Origin of the sequence: Microbacterium sp. USHLN186, assembly GCF_037145155.1 — a bacterium.
Taxonomy (GTDB): Bacteria; Actinomycetota; Actinomycetes; order Actinomycetales; family Microbacteriaceae; genus Microbacterium.
In genome coordinates, this window is record NZ_JBBCYA010000002.1 from 463,641 (window position 1) to 479,397 (window position 15,757).

General features: G+C 69.7%; 17 protein-coding genes. 11 read left to right on the forward strand and 6 right to left on the reverse strand.

Going from position 1 to position 15,757, the window contains the following annotated elements; all coding sequences use genetic code 11:
* The first annotated feature begins 31 nt into the window (after positions 1-31).
* Positions 32-862: an undecaprenyl-diphosphate phosphatase gene (locus tag WFG93_RS06275; protein WP_336645460.1), complete on the forward strand. Its 831-nt coding sequence runs from the start codon at positions 32-34 to the stop codon at positions 860-862.
* A gap of 6 nt (positions 863-868) precedes the next feature.
* Here WFG93_RS06275 and WFG93_RS06280 read toward each other — a convergent pair whose 3' ends face one another.
* Complete coding sequence (locus WFG93_RS06280) at positions 869-1,711, reverse strand: PAC2 family protein (RefSeq protein ID WP_336645461.1); 843 nt, start codon at positions 1,709-1,711, stop codon at positions 869-871.
* 88 nt (positions 1,712-1,799) lie between these two features.
* Here WFG93_RS06280 and WFG93_RS06285 point away from each other — a divergent pair, with 88 nt between their 5' ends.
* From WFG93_RS06285 to lnt, 9 genes are read left to right on the forward strand one after another with little or no spacing between them, the layout of a single operon-like run.
* Entirely contained in the window at positions 1,800-2,477 is a 678-nt protein-coding gene (locus WFG93_RS06285) for an HAD family hydrolase (RefSeq protein WP_336645462.1), read from the forward strand.
* The gene (locus WFG93_RS06290; RefSeq protein ID WP_336645463.1) at positions 2,474-3,484 is read left to right on the forward strand and encodes a tRNA (adenine-N1)-methyltransferase; all 1,011 of its coding nucleotides are present in this window, start codon (positions 2,474-2,476) and stop codon (positions 3,482-3,484) included. Before WFG93_RS06285 ends, WFG93_RS06290 begins: the two co-directional genes overlap by 4 nt.
* A 10-nt stretch (positions 3,485-3,494) precedes the next feature.
* The gene (locus WFG93_RS06295) at positions 3,495-4,406 is read left to right on the forward strand and encodes a hypothetical protein (protein WP_336645464.1); all 912 of its coding nucleotides are present in this window, start codon (positions 3,495-3,497) and stop codon (positions 4,404-4,406) included.
* Between the two features lie 53 nt (positions 4,407-4,459).
* Entirely contained in the window at positions 4,460-5,398 is a 939-nt protein-coding gene (locus WFG93_RS06300; RefSeq protein ID WP_336645709.1) for a helix-turn-helix transcriptional regulator, read from the forward strand.
* Positions 5,395-6,381 carry a helix-turn-helix transcriptional regulator gene (locus WFG93_RS06305; protein ID WP_336645465.1) on the forward strand — a complete coding sequence of 329 codons (987 nt, stop codon included), beginning with the start codon at positions 5,395-5,397 and terminating at the stop codon, positions 6,379-6,381. The genes WFG93_RS06300 and WFG93_RS06305 overlap by 4 nt, the downstream gene beginning before the upstream one ends.
* 40 nt (positions 6,382-6,421) lie before the next feature.
* Positions 6,422-6,682: a twin-arginine translocase TatA/TatE family subunit gene (gene tatA / locus WFG93_RS06310; RefSeq protein ID WP_336645466.1), complete on the forward strand. Its 261-nt coding sequence runs from the start codon at positions 6,422-6,424 to the stop codon at positions 6,680-6,682.
* A gap of 54 nt (positions 6,683-6,736) precedes the next feature.
* Positions 6,737-7,501, forward strand: coding sequence for a twin-arginine translocase subunit TatC (gene tatC, locus WFG93_RS06315; RefSeq protein WP_336645467.1), 765 nt, complete (start codon positions 6,737-6,739; stop codon positions 7,499-7,501).
* Positions 7,498-9,972 carry a DEAD/DEAH box helicase gene (locus tag WFG93_RS06320; protein ID WP_336645468.1) on the forward strand — a complete coding sequence of 825 codons (2,475 nt, stop codon included), beginning with the start codon at positions 7,498-7,500 and terminating at the stop codon, positions 9,970-9,972. Before tatC ends, WFG93_RS06320 begins: the two co-directional genes overlap by 4 nt.
* 3 nt (positions 9,973-9,975) lie before the next feature.
* Positions 9,976-11,541, forward strand: a complete 1,566-nt coding sequence (gene lnt / locus WFG93_RS06325; RefSeq protein WP_336645469.1) for an apolipoprotein N-acyltransferase — start codon at positions 9,976-9,978, stop codon at positions 11,539-11,541.
* Position 11,542: 1 nt separating this feature from the next.
* Here lnt and WFG93_RS06330 read toward each other — a convergent pair whose 3' ends face one another.
* The 4 genes from WFG93_RS06330 to WFG93_RS06345 form a co-directional block, all read right to left on the reverse strand.
* Positions 11,543-11,923: an RNA polymerase-binding protein RbpA gene (locus WFG93_RS06330; protein ID WP_336645470.1), complete on the reverse strand. Its 381-nt coding sequence runs from the start codon at positions 11,921-11,923 to the stop codon at positions 11,543-11,545.
* Between the two features lie 140 nt (positions 11,924-12,063).
* Positions 12,064-12,831 (reverse strand): glycerophosphodiester phosphodiesterase family protein, encoded by a 768-nt coding sequence (locus WFG93_RS06335; protein WP_336645471.1) that lies wholly within the window; start codon positions 12,829-12,831, stop codon positions 12,064-12,066.
* On the reverse strand, positions 12,828-13,754 hold the full coding sequence (locus tag WFG93_RS06340) for an SPFH domain-containing protein (RefSeq protein ID WP_336645472.1): 927 nt from the start codon (positions 13,752-13,754) through the stop codon (positions 12,828-12,830). Before WFG93_RS06340 ends, WFG93_RS06335 begins: the two co-directional genes overlap by 4 nt.
* Before the next feature lie 8 nt (positions 13,755-13,762).
* Positions 13,763-14,236, reverse strand: a complete 474-nt coding sequence (locus WFG93_RS06345; protein WP_336645473.1) for an NfeD family protein — start codon at positions 14,234-14,236, stop codon at positions 13,763-13,765.
* Between the two features lie 111 nt (positions 14,237-14,347).
* On the opposite strand from WFG93_RS06345, the gene WFG93_RS06350 reads away from it, so the two are divergent.
* Positions 14,348-15,112, forward strand: coding sequence for an SDR family oxidoreductase (locus WFG93_RS06350; RefSeq protein WP_336645474.1), 765 nt, complete (start codon positions 14,348-14,350; stop codon positions 15,110-15,112).
* A 9-nt stretch (positions 15,113-15,121) separates the two neighbouring features.
* Here the strand turns inward: WFG93_RS06350 and WFG93_RS06355 are convergent, their stop codons facing one another.
* Positions 15,122-15,706 (reverse strand): HdeD family acid-resistance protein, encoded by a 585-nt coding sequence (locus tag WFG93_RS06355; RefSeq protein ID WP_336645475.1) that lies wholly within the window; start codon positions 15,704-15,706, stop codon positions 15,122-15,124.
* Between the last annotated feature and the right edge of the window lie 51 nt (positions 15,707-15,757).

Sequence of the window (15,757 nt, forward strand, 5' to 3'; positions counted from 1 at the left end):
GGCATCCGCCCCGCCTTCCCGAAAGCGCTGCATGAACCTGCTCGAAGCCCTCATCCTCGGCGTCGTCCAGGGACTCACCGAGTTCCTGCCCATCTCCTCCAGCGCGCACCTGCGCATCCTCGGCACGTTCCTGCCCTCGGGCGAGGATCCGGGAGCGGCCTTCACCGCGATCACCCAGATCGGCACAGAGGCGGCCGTGGTGGTCTTCTTCTGGCGCGACATCGTACGCATCATCGGGCAGTGGTTCCGTTCGCTCGTCGGCAAGGTTCCGCGCAACGATCCGGACGCGCGGATGGGCTGGCTGATCATCCTCGGCAGCATCCCGATCGTCGTGCTCGGCCTGCTCTTCCAGGACTCCATCGAGACCGTGCTGCGTTCGCTGTGGGTGGTGGCGATCATGCTCATCGTCTTCGGCGTGCTGCTCGGCATCGCCGACTACGTCGGAGCCAAGCGCCGCCGGCTCGACCAGCTCACCTACCCGCACGGCATCGCGTTCGGCCTCGCCCAGGCGCTCGCGCTCGTGCCCGGGGTGTCGCGCTCGGGCGGCACGATCACCATGGGCCTGTTCCTGGGGTACGAACGAGCGGCGGCAGCCCGCTACGCCTTCCTGCTCGCGATCCCGGCGGTCTTCGGCAGCGGCTTCTACCAGCTGGTCAAGCACTGGGATGACCCGAACCAGCACTTCGGGCTCGGTGAGACGTTCGCCGCGACGGGGCTGGCCTTCGTGGTTGCGCTCGGGGTGATCGCCTTCTTCATGAGCTGGATCTCGAAGCGCAGCTTCCTGCCGTTCGTCGTCTATCGCGTGCTGCTCGGCGCCGTGATCATCGTGCTGCTCGCGACCGGAGTCATCCCCGCGGTCTGAGGCGGGTCAGCGCTTGTCGAATCCGTCGCCGCGGCGGCGCAGGTAGCGCTCGAACGCCTGGGCGATCGCGTCGCCCGACGCGTCCGGGGAGTCCCAGGTGTCGCGCGTGCGCTCGAGCTGGCGGATGTAGTCCGCCATCTCCTCGTCCTCGGCCGCGGCCGCGTCGATCGACGCCTCCCACGCCGCCGCCTCGGTGCGCAGGTGCTCACGCGCCGGGCCCACCCCGATCAGCTCCTCGAGACGGTCGAGCAGCGCCAGAGTCGCCTTGGGCGAGGGAGCGGCGGATGCCACGTAGTGCGGCACGCTCGCCCACAGGCTCGCAGAGGGGATCTCGGCACGGCTGAAGAAGTGATCGAAGACGCTGAGGATGCCGACGGGCCCCTCGTAGGTGGACTTGTCAAGCCCGTGCGTCTCGCGGACCCGGTCATCCTGGCTGGAGGCGAACACCGAGATCGGCCGGGTGTGCGGCACATCCGAGAGCATCGCGCCGATCGTGATGAGCCCCGACACGTCGTCGCGCAGGGCGACGTCGACGAACTCGCTGACGAAGGCCTGCCATGCGCGGGCAGGCTCCGATCCGCTCAGCAGCCACAGCTCGGGCCCGTCGGTCGGCGTGGTCGGGCGCCACAGGGTCGCTTCGGGCCAATGCAGCTCGCGCCGCCCGGTCGCGTCCAGGCGGCTGGAGGGGCGCGTGTACTGGTAATCGAAGTAGAGCTCGGGATCCACCGAGTGCACGGCTTCGTAGCCGCCGGCAGCGCGCAGACTCGCGATGGCCCCGCTGGCCGCTTCGCCGGCGTCGTTCCAGCCGTCGAACGCGGCGATGATGATGCGAGAGCCGAGGACGTCCATCGGTCTCCTTCCGGGTCGCGCCGAAGTGTCCCTCCAGGCTAGACCTCCGCCGCCGACGAGGCGCGGCGACCCGGCTAGCATGGGTGCAATGAGCATCAAGCCCGGAGCGGTCCTGTGGGACATGGACGGCACCCTCGTCGACACCGAACCGTACTGGATGGAGGTCGAGACCGAACTGGTCGAGTCCTTCGGCGGCACCTGGAGCCATGACGACGCGCTGCAGCTCGTCGGGAACAGCCTGCTCGAGAGCGGCAAAGTGCTGCAGCAGGCCGGAGTCGACATGCAGCCGCAGGAGATCGTCGATCTGATGACCGATCGGGTCGCGGCGATGCTGCGTACGCGCGGGGTACCCTTCCGTCCCGGTGCCCGCGAGCTGCTCGCCGACCTGCGCGCCAATGGCGTGCCGACCGCACTGGTGACCATGTCGATGCGGCGCATGGCCCTCGACGTGGTCGAGCTGATCGACTTCACCGCCTTCGACGTCATCATCGGCGGCGACGAGGTCACACGGCCCAAGCCCTACCCCGACCCGTACTTGACCGGGGCGGCGCTGCTCGAGGTGGACATCGCGGACGCGGTGGTCATCGAGGACTCCCCGACAGGGGTGGCCGCGGGAGCGGCATCCGGAGCCGTCATTCTCGGCGTGCCGCACATCGTCGCGCTGGATGGATGCGGGGCCGACGAGCTGTGGCCGACCCTGGCGGGGCGCACGACCGCCGACCTCGCCGACCTGCACGCCCGCCTCGCGAAGCAGGGCACACGATGAGTGCGGCACGACCCAGCGGACCGTTCCGCGAGGGCGACCGGGTGCAGCTGACGGGGCCGAAGGGCAGACTGCACACCGTCACTTTGCGCGCCGACGGTGAACTGCACACGCATCACGGGGTGCTCCGTCACGCCGATCTCATCGGGCAGCCGGACGGCTCTGTCGTCACCAACAGCTCGGGTCACGACTATCTGGCACTTCGTCCGCTGCTGCGCGACTTCGCCATGTCGATGCCGCGCGGGGCGGCCATCGTGTACCCCAAGGACGCTGCGCAGATCGTCATGCAGGCGGACATCTTCCCCGGGGCTGTCGTCGTCGAGGCCGGAGTCGGCTCGGGAGCGCTCTCGCTCGCGCTGCTCCGCGCGATCGGCGCGGAAGGCACCCTGACCTCCTTCGAGCGCCGTGAGGACTTCGCGGAGGTGGCCAGGGCGAACGTCGAGACGTTCTTCGGCGAGACTCCGGACACCTGGCAGGTCGTCGTCGGCGACCTGGCCACCGAGCTCGGCGCGCATCACGCGGCGGGCAGCGTCGATCGGGTCGTGCTCGACATGCTCGCACCCTGGGAGTGCATCGAGGCTGTCGCTGAAGCGCTCACCCCGGGTGGAGTGGTGATCTGCTACATCGCCACGGCGACTCAGCTGTCGCGCGTGGCGGAGTTCCTGCGCGGCACCGGGCTGTTCACCGAGCCGGAGGCCTCCGAGACGATGGTGCGCGGCTGGCACGTCGAGGGGCTGGCCGTGCGGCCCGATCATCGCATGGTCGCGCACACCGGCTTCCTGCTCACCGCGCGCCGGCTCGCACCGGGTGCGGTCCCGCCGGAGGTGCGTCGTCGCGCGTCCAAGTCGAGCTACGGCGACGAGGATGTCGAGCTGTGGACGCCGGGGGCCGTCGGCGATCGCGAGATCACCGACAAGAACCTGCGCAAGCGGGTGCGGGAGGCGCAGAAGGCAGCCGGCGGCGCGCGGGTGGCCGCGGCCTCGCGCGACGCGGAGCAGGCATCGCAATAGACTGGAGCGCGTGCGTAGATCGACCGCTGCCCTCTCGGCCCTCAGCCTCTCCGTCCTCGCCCTGACCGGCTGCTCGGCCGCCGCGCCGACATTCGACGGCGCGCCCTGCCACCGCGACAGCTCGGAGGCGCTCGAGCTCCTGGCCGACGTCTCCGGCGAGTTCGGCTCGCCGCGGGTGAGCCTCGACACTCCGCTGCGCACGGGAGAGGTCACCTACGCCGACGTCATCCGCGGCGACGGCGACCGGATCGCAGAATCCGACCAGAGCGCGATCCTCACTCGGGTGCTCGTGGACGGACGCACCGGCGCCACCGTCGATGCGCAGCTCGGGCTGTGGAGCCCGGACTCGGCGGCAGCCGAACTTCCCGGAGTCGATGAGGCTCTCGCATGCGCGACCGAGGGCAGCCGCATCGTCGTCTCGATCCCCTCGAGCGAGCTTCCGGAGGGAGCGGCCTCGCAGATCGGGTTGGGCGCGAAGGACCACCTGCTCGCGGTCTACGACGTGCGCTATGTCGCCCTGTCCCAGGCCGACGGTGCACCCGTGTTCAACGACGCCTCCGGCCTGCCCTCCGTCGTGCGGGCACCGGACGGGCGCCCCGGCGTGATCGTGCCCGACGTCGCGGCACCGAAGAAGGCCGTCACCCAGGCACTCCTGCGCGGCGAGCACGAGAAGGTCGGCGACAGCGTCGCCCTCATCCACTCGACCTCCGTAGGCTGGAACGACCGCAGTGTCCAGCGCACCTCATGGGACGGCTCGGTCACGGGAGTCAACGGACTGCCCGAGGAGGTCGCCGACGCGGTGTCGAAGGCGCGCATCGGCTCGCAGCTCATGGTCGTCGTGCCCGACGAGGCGGGCGACGACGCGACGGTGTACGTGGTCGACGTGCTCGGTGTCATCCCCGATGAGCTGACGCAGCAGTGACGCCCGCCCAGATCCCCGCCGAGGAGCGCCTGACGAATCTCGTCGTGGCGCTCATGGCCACGGAGATCGGGCTCACCAAGCAGCAGATCCTCGAGAACGTCTCGGGGTACCGTCAACGCGTCGACGCCGGCGTCAAGCCCGACGCGCTCGAGAAGATGTTCGAGCGCGACAAGGACGAGCTGCGCTCGCTCGGCGTTCCCATCGAGACCATCGGCGACCCGACCGACCCGCACGACCTCCGCGAGGCGCGCTACCGCATCCCGCAGGCCGAGTACGACCTGCCCGCCGACATCGACTTCACACCCGGCGAGCTCGCCGTGCTGCGCCTGGCCGGCAGCGTCTGGAGCACCGAGTCCGTTTCGATGGACGCGCTCTCCGGGGTGCGCAAGATCCGAGCCCTCGGCATCGACGGAGATGAGCCGATCATCGGCTTCGCACCGCGTCTCGCCGCCCGCGATGCGGCCTTCCCCGCGCTTCAGGAGGGCATCGAACGATGCCGGGTCGTGGTGTTCGACTACCTCAAGCCAGGAGAGCGCACCCCCACCCGTCGCCGCGTGCGCCCGCTCGCCCAGGTGGAGTACGAGGCTCGGTGGCACCTGTTCGGCATCGACCTCGATGCGGATGCCGAGCGCACCTTCCTGCTCAGCAGGATCGTCGGCGACGTGAAGGTCACCCGGCAGAGCTTCGACGTGGCGCTGCGTCAGGGCGCGGCCGAGCGGGCGCTGACCGGGTTGCACGGGCTGGCCGCCGCCCAGCAGGCGCAGCTCGAGGTCACCCCGGGCACCGAGGCCGCTCTGCGGCTGCGCCGCCGCGCGCAGCCGCAGACGCAGGGTATCGCCGTGCCGTACGTCGACCTGCACATCTTCGCGGACGAACTGGCGAGCTACGGACCGGAGGTGCGCGTCGTCGCCCCGACGGCACTGCGCGACGCAGTCGTCGAGCGGCTGCGTGCGGTGGTCGCCCGTCACGAGGGGAAAGAGGACCGCGGATGACTCCCTCGCCGGCTCCGCTGCTCGCCGCCGACCGCGTGCGGCTGTATCTGACCCTCGTGCCCTACCTCCTCGAGCGCGGCCAGGTCACCGTCGACGAGGCCGCCGCGGACTTCGGCGTCACCCCGGCAGAGCTGCGCGCCATGGTCGAGAAGCTCACCGTCATCGGCCTGCCCGGGGACTCCGGCTACTGGCAGCTGCCGCAGGAGATGTTCGACATCGACTGGGGGCTGCTCGAAGAGCACGACATCATCGAGATCACCAACGACGTCGCGCTGCGCCGCGTGCCGCGGCTGACGGCGAGGGAGGCTGCCGCCCTGCTGACCGGTCTGCAGATGGTCGCCTCGGTGCCCGCGGTGGCCGAGTCCGGACTGGTCGCCGGCCTGATGGCGAAGCTCGCGCGCGGCGCCGCCGACGCGCCGCCGGCCCTGGTCGTCGCGCCGCCCGCGGTGAGTGAGGTGCAGGAGGTCGTCTCCCGCGCGCTGCAGGAGGGTGTGGCGGTCACCTTCCAGTACCAGGCTCCGGATGCCGCACCGACGACACGCACCGTCGACCCGATGCAGATCCGCATCGACGACGGCCAGTGGTACCTGCAGGGGTGGTGCCACCTGCGCACCGCCACCCGGACGTTCCACCTCGACCGGGTCAGCGACCCGGCTCTCACCGACATCGCCATCACGCACGCTGATGCCACGGTGCCGGCGGAGGTCGGCGCTGACGATGCCGCTGCCGGCGAGGTGACCGTGCGCGTGCCCGAGCGGATGGCGTCGCTGATCGGCTCGTTCCCCCAGGAGGAGATCGACCGATACGGCGGGCAGGTGACCCTGCGCATCCGCATGGCCGACCCTCGCGGGATCAAGCGCATCGCGGCACGGTTCGGCGGTGCCCTCGAGGTGCTCCATCCACCTCTCGCGCGCGACACCACCCGGGAGTGGGCAGCGGCGGGACTCGACCTCTACGCAGCGACCGACGCAGTGGATGTGTAGGTAGACTGAACCGCATCCGACCCATCAGAGGAGCACTTCCATGGGCAATCTCTTCGCAGGCCCGCACCTGTGGATCATCCTGATCATCATCCTTCTTCTGTTCGGCGCGGCGAAGCTGCCGGCGCTGGCGAAGAGCCTCGGCCAGTCCGCTCGGGTGTTCAAGGGCGAGATGAAGGCGATGAAGGAGGACGACGCGACTCCGGATGCGCCTGCTCCGGGCGCTCCTGCCTCGTCGTCCGGCACCGCTGCACCCGGGGTCGACCGTCCTGCCGATCAGGACACGCCACCCCGCGCCTCATAGGCCGTGACCGAGCTGAACGTCGACGCGCAATCCGAGAGTCGGCACGATCGACGGATGTCGCTCGGAGACCATCTGCGTGAGGCTCGTCGACGTCTGATCATCGCCGTGATCGGCCTCGCGGTCGGGATGGTCGTCGCGTTCATCGTGACCGACTCCGTGATCGCGTTCATGACCCTGCCGATCGACACGATCAACCAGCAGCGCGGTGCGGAGTTCGCCGAGCTGATGTTCACCAAGATCTCGTCCGGATTCAACCTGCGCATCCGCATGGCGCTCTCCATCGGGCTGCTCCTGTCCGCTCCGGTCTGGCTCTGGCAGATCTGGGCCTTCGTGATGCCCGGTCTGACGCGGAAGGAGATCAAGTACACGATCGCCTTCGTCGCCGCCGCGGTCCCGCTCTTCTTCGCCGGCGGCTACGTCGCAGTGATGGTGGCCCCGCACGTCATCGAGGTCATGTCGAGCTTCGTGCCCGAAGTCGGCAAGAACTTCCTCGATTCCGACTACTACTACGACTTCATCCTGAAGTTCGTGCTCGTGATCGGGGTCTCGTTCGTTCTGCCCGTGTTCATGGTCGCGCTGAACCTCGCCGGCATCGTGACGGGCAAGGCCATGCTCCGAGCATGGCGGATCGCGGTTCTCGTGGCAGCGCTCTTCGCCGCCGTGGCCACGCCCGCGGCCGACATCGGCTCGATGCTGCTGCTCGCCGGCATCCTGATCGTGCTGTACTTCATCGCCGCGTTCCTCTCGATGTTCTTCGACCGGCGCAAGCACCGGCGCCGTATCGCCGAGGGCCTCGATCCGGATCTGCCGGCCGCATGAGCTCGCCCGCAGATCGCTACGCGGCCGCGCGAGCCGCCAGCGAGCATCCGCAGACGCTGGCCTTCGCGGCGCGCCAGCGCTTCGAGCTCGATCCCTTCCAGATCGACGCCTGCTACGCGCTGGAGAGCGGCCGCAGCGTGCTCGTGGCCGCGCCCACCGGCGCGGGCAAGACCATCGTGGGCGAGTTCGCGATCCACCTGGCGATGCAGACCGCCGGCGACAAGGCGTTCTACACGACGCCGATGAAGGCGCTGTCGAATCAGAAGTTCCGCGAGCTGGTCGACGTGTACGGCCCCGACGAGGTGGGGCTGCTCACCGGCGACACGAACATCAACGGCAACGCCCGCATCGTGGTGATGACCACCGAAGTGCTGCGCAACATGCTCTACGCAGGTTCCGACGCGCTGCGCGGGCTGCGGTTCGTCGTGATGGACGAGGTGCACTACCTCGCCGATCGCTTCCGCGGCCCGGTGTGGGAGGAGGTCATCCTGCACCTCTCGCCGGAGGTCCGGCTGGTCTCGCTCAGCGCGACCGTCTCGAACGCCGAGGAGTTCGGGGACTGGCTCGACACCGTGCGCGGCGACACCGACGTCATCGTGTCCGAGACGCGTCCGGTACCGCTCGAGCAGCACGTCCTGGTGCGCGACGATCTGCTGCCGCTGTTCGACGAGCGCGCGGGCATCGCCACCGCCGCGGTCAACCAGGAGCTGCTGCGCATCCGCTCGTTCACCGGCTCCCGCTACGACAGCAACCGTCGCGCGCAGGAGTACAGCAGCGGTCGCCACGCCGGCCGTCAGATGCAGCGACCCTCGCGCGGCGGCAGACGCCCGGTGCGCGCGGCGAACATGCCTCGCGTCGAGCGGATGGACCGGCCCGAGGTGGTGCGCCTGCTCGAGCGCGCCAGCCTGCTGCCGGCCATCTTCTTCATCTTCAGCCGCGTCGGCTGCGACGCCGCTGTGCAGCAGGTCCGGCGGTCGGGGGTGCGGCTCACCACGCCCGAGGAGCGCGCGCTCATCCGCGAGATCGTCGACGATCGCACCCGGGCACTGCAGGATGAGGACCTCGATGTCCTCGGCTTCTGGCAGTGGCGCGACGACCTCGAACGGGGGGTGGCGGCCCACCACGCCGGCATGCTGCCGGCGTTCAAGGAGGTCGTCGAGGAGCTCTTCCAGCGCAAGCTGGTGAAGGCGGTGTTCGCCACAGAGACGCTCGCGCTGGGGATCAACATGCCGGCGCGCACCGTCGTGCTGGAGAAGATGGAGAAGTTCAACGGCGAGGCGCGCGTCGCGATCACCTCGGGAGAGTACACGCAGCTCACCGGCCGCGCCGGGCGCCGCGGGATCGACGTCGAGGGACACGCCGTCGTGCAATGGACCGAGGGCATGGATCCGCAGGCCGTCGCGGCGCTGGCATCCCGTCGCACGTACCCGCTGAACTCCAGCTTCCGGCCGACGTACAACATGGCCGTGAACCTCATCGACCGGTTCGGGCGTCCACGCGCGCGCGAGATCCTGGAGTCCTCGTTCGCGCAGTTCCAGGCCGATCGCGCAGTGGTGGGACTGGCTCGCAAGGTCCGCGCGGCCGAGGAGTCGCTTGAGGGGTACCAGGCGGCGATGCAGTGCGAGCACGGCGACTTCCTGGAGTACGCCGCGATGCGGCGTGAGGTCAGCGACCTCGAGAAGAAGAACCGCCGCGACGCCGGGGGGCCGCGCGTCGCGCGCGAGAAGCGCATGCGCAAGATACAGTCGCTGCGCAATCGGATGCAGCGGCACGGATGCCACGGCTGCCCCGACCGGGAATCCCACGCGCGCTGGGCCGAGCGCTACTACTCGCTGAAGCGGGACACCGACCGCATCCGCCGGCAGATCGAGACGCGCACGGGCACCGTCGCGCGCACCTTCGACCGCGTCATCGACGTGCTGCAGGTCGTCGGCTACCTCGAGGGGGAGGGTGACGCGCTGTCGTTGACGGATGCCGGCCGCACGATGCGCCGCATCTACGGTGAGCGCGACCTGCTCGTCGCCGAATCGCTGCGGCAGGGACTGTGGCGCACCCTGGACGCCCCGTCGCTCGCGGCGATGGCCAGCTGTCTGGTGTACGAGCCGCGACGCGACGAGCAGAACATGGGCGAGCGCGGCCTGCCGCGCGGCGCCTTCCGGCTCGCATACGACGCGACGATGCGCCTGTGGGCCGAGCTCGACGAACTCGAGCACGAGTTCTCACTGCCGCGCACCGAACCGCTGGCGCCAGGGCTGGCGGCGGCGATGCATGCCTGGGCCCGCGGCGGCTCGCTGGACCGCGTGCTCATCGACGCCGACATGGCGGCGGGCGACTTCGTGCGCTGGGCGAAGCAGACGATCGACCTGCTCGATCAGCTCTCGATCGTCGCCGAGGACGGTGATCTCGCGCGCACGGCACGCCGGGCGCTGGACGGCGTGCGCCGGGGGATCGTCGTCTACACGGCGGTATGACGCATGCCCGCTACTGACCGCGGCGCCCTCACGCACGCCCCGCTGCCGGTGTGGGCGGCGCTGCCGACGGCCGCGGTGGCGGGGATGCTGATGGCCGCGGCGTTCCCCGCGGTCGCGGCGTGGCCGCTGTCGTTCGTCGCTCTCGCCCTGCTGCTGCCGGCGCTGAAGGGACGCCGCATGGGCGGCGCCATGGCGGTGGCCGCGGCGTACGGGCTGGTGTTCTTCAGCCTGCAGGTGTCGTTCACCGCCCGCTATCTGGGACCAGTGCCGTGGCTCGCGTTGACGGTGGTCGAGGGGATGCTGACGGCCATCGCCCTGGTGCCGATCGCGCTGGCGTATCGCTGGGTGCCGCGCGCATGGCCGCGCGCCCGGGTGCTCGTGCTGCCGCTGACGGTCGCCGCGCTGTGGACCGTGCACGAGCTGTTCCTCGGCAACTGGCCCTACGGCGGCTTCCCGTGGGCGCGGCTGGGCATGTCGCAGTCGCAGGGGCCGTTCGCCGCTGTCGCCTCGTGGGTCGGTGTCAGCGGCCTCAGCTTCGCGATCGTCGCCGTCGTGGCGCTGCTCGTCGAGGCCGCCTTCCTCGTGCTCGCCGGTATGCGTGCTTCCCGCTGCGTGGCCGTCGGCAGCGTCACACGGGGGCGGGCTCCGCTCATCGCCGCCGCGGCCACGCTGCTGGTGCTGCTGGTCACGCCGCTGTTCCCAACGGCACCCAGCGGGGCCATGCGCATCGCCGCGGTGCAGGGCGACGGGCCCACGGGCTACTTCGATGAGCGGGAGGCGTACTCGGTCATCACCGCGCAGCTCGACGCGACCGAGCCGCTCGTCGGCGAGGATGTGGATCTCCTGGTTTGGCCGGAGGGGGGAGTGGACTACGACCCGTTCCAGGACTGGGCGACCGACCGGCGGCTGACGCGCATCGTGTCCCAGGTGGGTGCCTCGCTGCTGGCGAACACTGCGACCGAGCGCGGGTCGGACATCTATAACACCTCGTTCCTGTGGACCGCCGACGGCACGGCATCGCAGCTGCACGACAAGCGCCATCCGGTGCCGTTCGGCGAGTACGTACCCGATCGCGACTTCTACTACGCACTCGCACCGGATCTCATCGGCCTGCTCGGCAGGGAGTACACCCCGGGAACCAACCCGCCGTGGGTCGACGTCGACGGCGTGCGCGTGGGGCTGGCGATCTGCTTCGACGTGATCTACGACGAGGTGATCCGCGAGAGCGTGCACGCGGGCGCGCAGGTGCTGGTGTTCCAGACGAACAACGCCGATTTCCGTGGCACGGCGGAGAACCTGCAGCAGCTGGCATTCGCGCGCATGCGCGCCATCGAGACGGGACGCAGCGTCGTGAACGTCTCGACCGTCGGCACCAGCCAGATCATCCGCCCCGACGGGACCACCGTATCGTCGCTGGACGCAGATGAGGCCGGAGCGCTTCTCGAGGATGTCGAGCTGCGTTCCGGCCTCACGGCGGGGGTCGTGCTGGGGCCCTGGATCCAACTGGGGATGCTGGGTTCAGTACCTCTTCTGGTCGCCGCCGGACTGCTGTCGCGGCGACGGGGTTGAATCAGGCGATTCGCGCTCGATTCGGGTCTTCGCCGGCGCCTCGGCGGGCGCGGACGTAGGCGAGGCGTTCGGCGAGGAGCTCCTCGAGCTCCTCGCGGGTGCGACGCTCGAGGAGCATGTCCCAGTGCGTGCGTCCCGCCTTCTCGTCGTTCTCCTCGACCTTGACCGACGCACCGTCGACCTGCAGCACCGCTTCGGCGCCGCAGTGGCGGCACTCCCACGTCTGCGGTGCCTCGGCATCGGCCGCGAACATCAGAGTGGTCTCCTGGCCGCACGTGTCACACCGGTACGAGGTGGCGCGCCGCTCCATGAAGACGACGCCCTCCTCGCTCTGAAGGCTCTGGGCACCCAGCCGGATGCCGCGAAGGCTGCGATCTGCCATTGTGTGGTCCTCTCGTCGGTGTCAGGTATAACGCTCGCGCCTGTGCGCTTCATCCACGCGCACGCCCTGGCACGCGAACTCACAGGCGAATCCCAGGGCACCCTGCGTCGCGGATAAGGAGGCCGGCGCCGTCGCAGGGATCAGTTCAGCGCATCGAGTGCGAGTTCGGTGCGGTCTGTCACGATCCCGTCTGCGCCCGCCTCGACCAGCCTGCGCATCTCGGCAGGGTCGTTGACCGTCCACACATGCACTTCGACGTCGAGGCGGTGCGCGGCCCGCACGAGCGCGGGGGTGAACAGACGGATGCCGCGGTGACTGACCGGGATCTGCACGGCATCCACGTCGCGCAGCGCGCCGGCGGGGGAGAGGCCGACGGCAGTGGCCGCGCGCAGCCGGGCGATCACCGACCGCCCACCGGAGGTGGCCGGGGGCATGGTCGCGCCTGCGGCTGCCGTCGCCTGCAGCGCAGCACGGCGGTCGCGGTCGGAGAAGCTCGTCACCAGCACCCGCTCGGTGTGGGCGGCGACGAGTGCACCCAGGGGTGCCGCTGCCTCGGCGGTCTTCACGTCGATGTTGAAGCGCGTCTCGGGGAAGGCGTCGAGCGCTGCGGCGACGCTGAGCAGCCCGCCGTGATCGGCGAATATCCGCTCGAGCTCACGATGGCGCACCTCCGAGATGGGGCGAGGGTCGCCGGTCAGGCGCTGCATCGTCTCATCGTGGAACAGCACCACCTCGCCGTCGGCGGTGAGACGGCAGTCGGTTTCGATGTACTCCGCGCCGGCGGCGTGAGCGGCGGCGAACGACGCGGCGGTGTTCTCCCAGACGCTGGGTTCCTCCGTCGCCGGCAGCCAGCCGCGGTGGGCGAGGACGCGCGGGTGGCGGGCGCCGGCGAAGAACGGGTGGGTCACACGCCCCCGTGCGTCTCGCCCGTGGCATCCGGGCGCGGTGTGAAGGCGGAGCCGATGCCCTTGAGTGCCTCGGTCAGCTCGCTGGGGATGATCCACAGCTTGCTGGACTCGCTCTCGCTGATCTTCGGAAGCATCTGCAGGTACTGGTACGCGAGCAGCTTGTCGTCCGGGCGGCCCTGGTGGATGGCGCTGAAGACGTTCTGGATCGCCTCCGCCTCGCCCTGTGCGCGCAGCACGGCCGCCTGCTTGTCACCCTCCGCCTTGAGGATCGCAGCTTGGCGCTGTCCTTCGGCCTCGAGGATCTGCGACTGCTTCGACCCCTCGGCGGTGAGGATGGTGGCGCGGCGCTCACGCTCGGCGCGCATCTGCTTCTCCATGGAGTCCTGGATGGAGACGGGCGGGTCGATCGCCTTCAGCTCGACGCGGGAGACGCGGATGCCCCACTTGCCGGTGGCCTCGTCGAGCACGACGCGCAGCTGACCGTTGATCTCGTCGCGGCTGGTCAGCGCCTCTTCGAGGTTCAGCCCACCCACGACATTGCGCAGCGTGGTCGTGGTGAGCTGCTCGACAGCGCCCAGGTAATTGGCGATCTCGTAGGTCGCGGCCCGCGCATCGGTCACCTGGAAGTAGACCACGGTGTCGATGGAGACCACCAGGTTGTCCTCGGTGATCACCGGCTGCGGCGGGAAGGAGACGACCTGCTCGCGCATGTCGATCAGCGGACGCAGCCGGTCGATGAATGGCACCAGCAGGTTCAGGCCGGGCTGGAGCGTCTTGTGGTACCGACCGAGCCGCTCGACCACACCGGCCGTGGCCTGCGGGATGATCCGGATCGAGCGGGCGATCGTGACCAGCACGAAGATGATGACCGCGGCGGCCAGGATCCATGCGATGGCGGTCGGAATGAACGAGGAGTCGTTCATCATTCTCCTTATTCGGTGACGGGACGGACGATGGCGGTGGCGCCGCTGATGTCGGCGACGGCGATGCGGGTGCCCGCGAGGATGGGCAGTCCGTCGACGCTGCGAGCCGTCCAGATGTCGCCATTGCTCAGCTTCACCTGCCCGGTGACCTGGGTGATGTCCAGCAGGGCGGTGCCGCGCAGACCCATCAGCGCGTCGACGTTGGACTTCGCGGGATCCTCGCCACGGCGCAGCCGGTGCAGCAGCGGGGGCCGAAGGAAGAAGATGAACAGCGCCGCGGCGACGGCAGCGACGATCAGCTGCGCCCACCACGGCAGGCCGAGCAGGCCGCCGACGAGGCCGACGAGACCGCCGAAGGACAGCATCAGGAAAGTGAAGTCGAGCGTGAGCATCTCGATCACCAGGAAGATCGCGATCAGCACCAACCACGCGATCCACGCCCACTGCCCGACATCCGTCAAGAACGTCGCAAACCCGTCCATGCGCCCTCCTGGCGTCAACCTACCACGCGGTCTCCTCGGCCGGCGCAAGCGCCGTTGTAGGGTGGGATGTCGCCGTTCGCGCGATCTTCCCCCGCATCTAGAGGAGCCGAAATGACTCAGGTCCTGCCCGCCGGATCCCTGGACGGCAAGGTGGCGCTCGTCACCGGATCGTCGCGCGGGATCGGCGCCGACACCGTCCGCTACTTCGCCGAAGCCGGCGCGGATGTGGTCATCAATTTCCGCAACAAGGCGCCGCGGGCGGAGAAGCTCGCCAACGAATTGCGTGCCCTCGGCCGCCGTGCGCTCGTGGTCGGCGCCGACCTCACCGACCCGGCTTCGGTGGCGGCGATGTTGGACCAGGTGCGCTCGGAGTTCGGTCGTCTCGACGTGCTGGTGCTCAATGCCTCCGGCGGCATGGAGTCGGGCATGGCGGAGGACTACGCGCTCACCCTCAACCGCGACGCGCAGGTGAATGTGCTGCAGACCGCAGAGCCGCTTCTCGAGGACGGCGCGCGGGTGGTGTTCGTGACCAGCCACCAGGCGCACTTCATCCGCACGACGCCCACGATGCCCGAGTACGAGCCGGTCGCACGCTCGAAGCGTGCCGGCGAGGATGCGCTGCGCGAGCTCATCCCCGGTCTCGCCGAGAAGGGCATCGGCTTCACCGTCGTGTCGGGCGACATGATCGAGGGCACCATCACCGCGACGCTGCTCGAGCGCGCCAACCCGGGTGCGATCGCCGGCCGTCGTGAGTCAGCGGGCAAGCTGTACAACGTCTCCGAGTTCGCCGCGGAGGTGGCAAAGGCGGCCGTCGAGCCCGTGCCCGCCGACAACACCCGCCTGGTCGGCGACACCTCCGACTTCGCCGCGGAGTGAGGGCGGGGCTCAGATCCCGAGATCGGTGGGATCGGCGAACTGCTCCTCCTGCAGGGTGAACGAACGGACCAGCTGCAGGGCGCCGAGGACCACGAGCGAGACGCCCAGCAGCAGCCACAGCAGCGTCGCCGCGTACAGCGGCGAGAGCAGCACGGCGATGCCGGCCACGATCGCGAGGATCGCGTAGAGCAGCGTCCATCGGCGCGAGCGGGAGTGCCCGCGCAGGCTCAGCGCCACGAAGCCGTCAGCGATCCAGCTTGCGCCGATGAAGATCGCGACAATGATCGCCAGCGTCACCGTGGCCGCAGCGAGGTTGGCGAATGCGACCACGCCCGCGGCGATGAACAGCAGGCCCAGCACGGTGTGTCCGGCGCGGACCCAGCCGCCGCCGCGGCCGGTGAACACCGCGAGGGCCAGGTACACCAGGCCGCTGATGACGAGGTAGCTGGCGAAGATGCCGGTGACGATCACGGCCGACTTGGCGGGCCAGATCAGCAGCACCAGGCCCGCGGCCAGAGTGACGGCGCCGGCGATGCGCAGGAAGACCCGCACGGCGCGCAGGAAGCCGGTCTCGGCGTAGCGGAAGTCGCTCATGAGGGTCCTTTCGGGTGCGGAGGCTACGCGCACACGCTATCGGATGCCAGG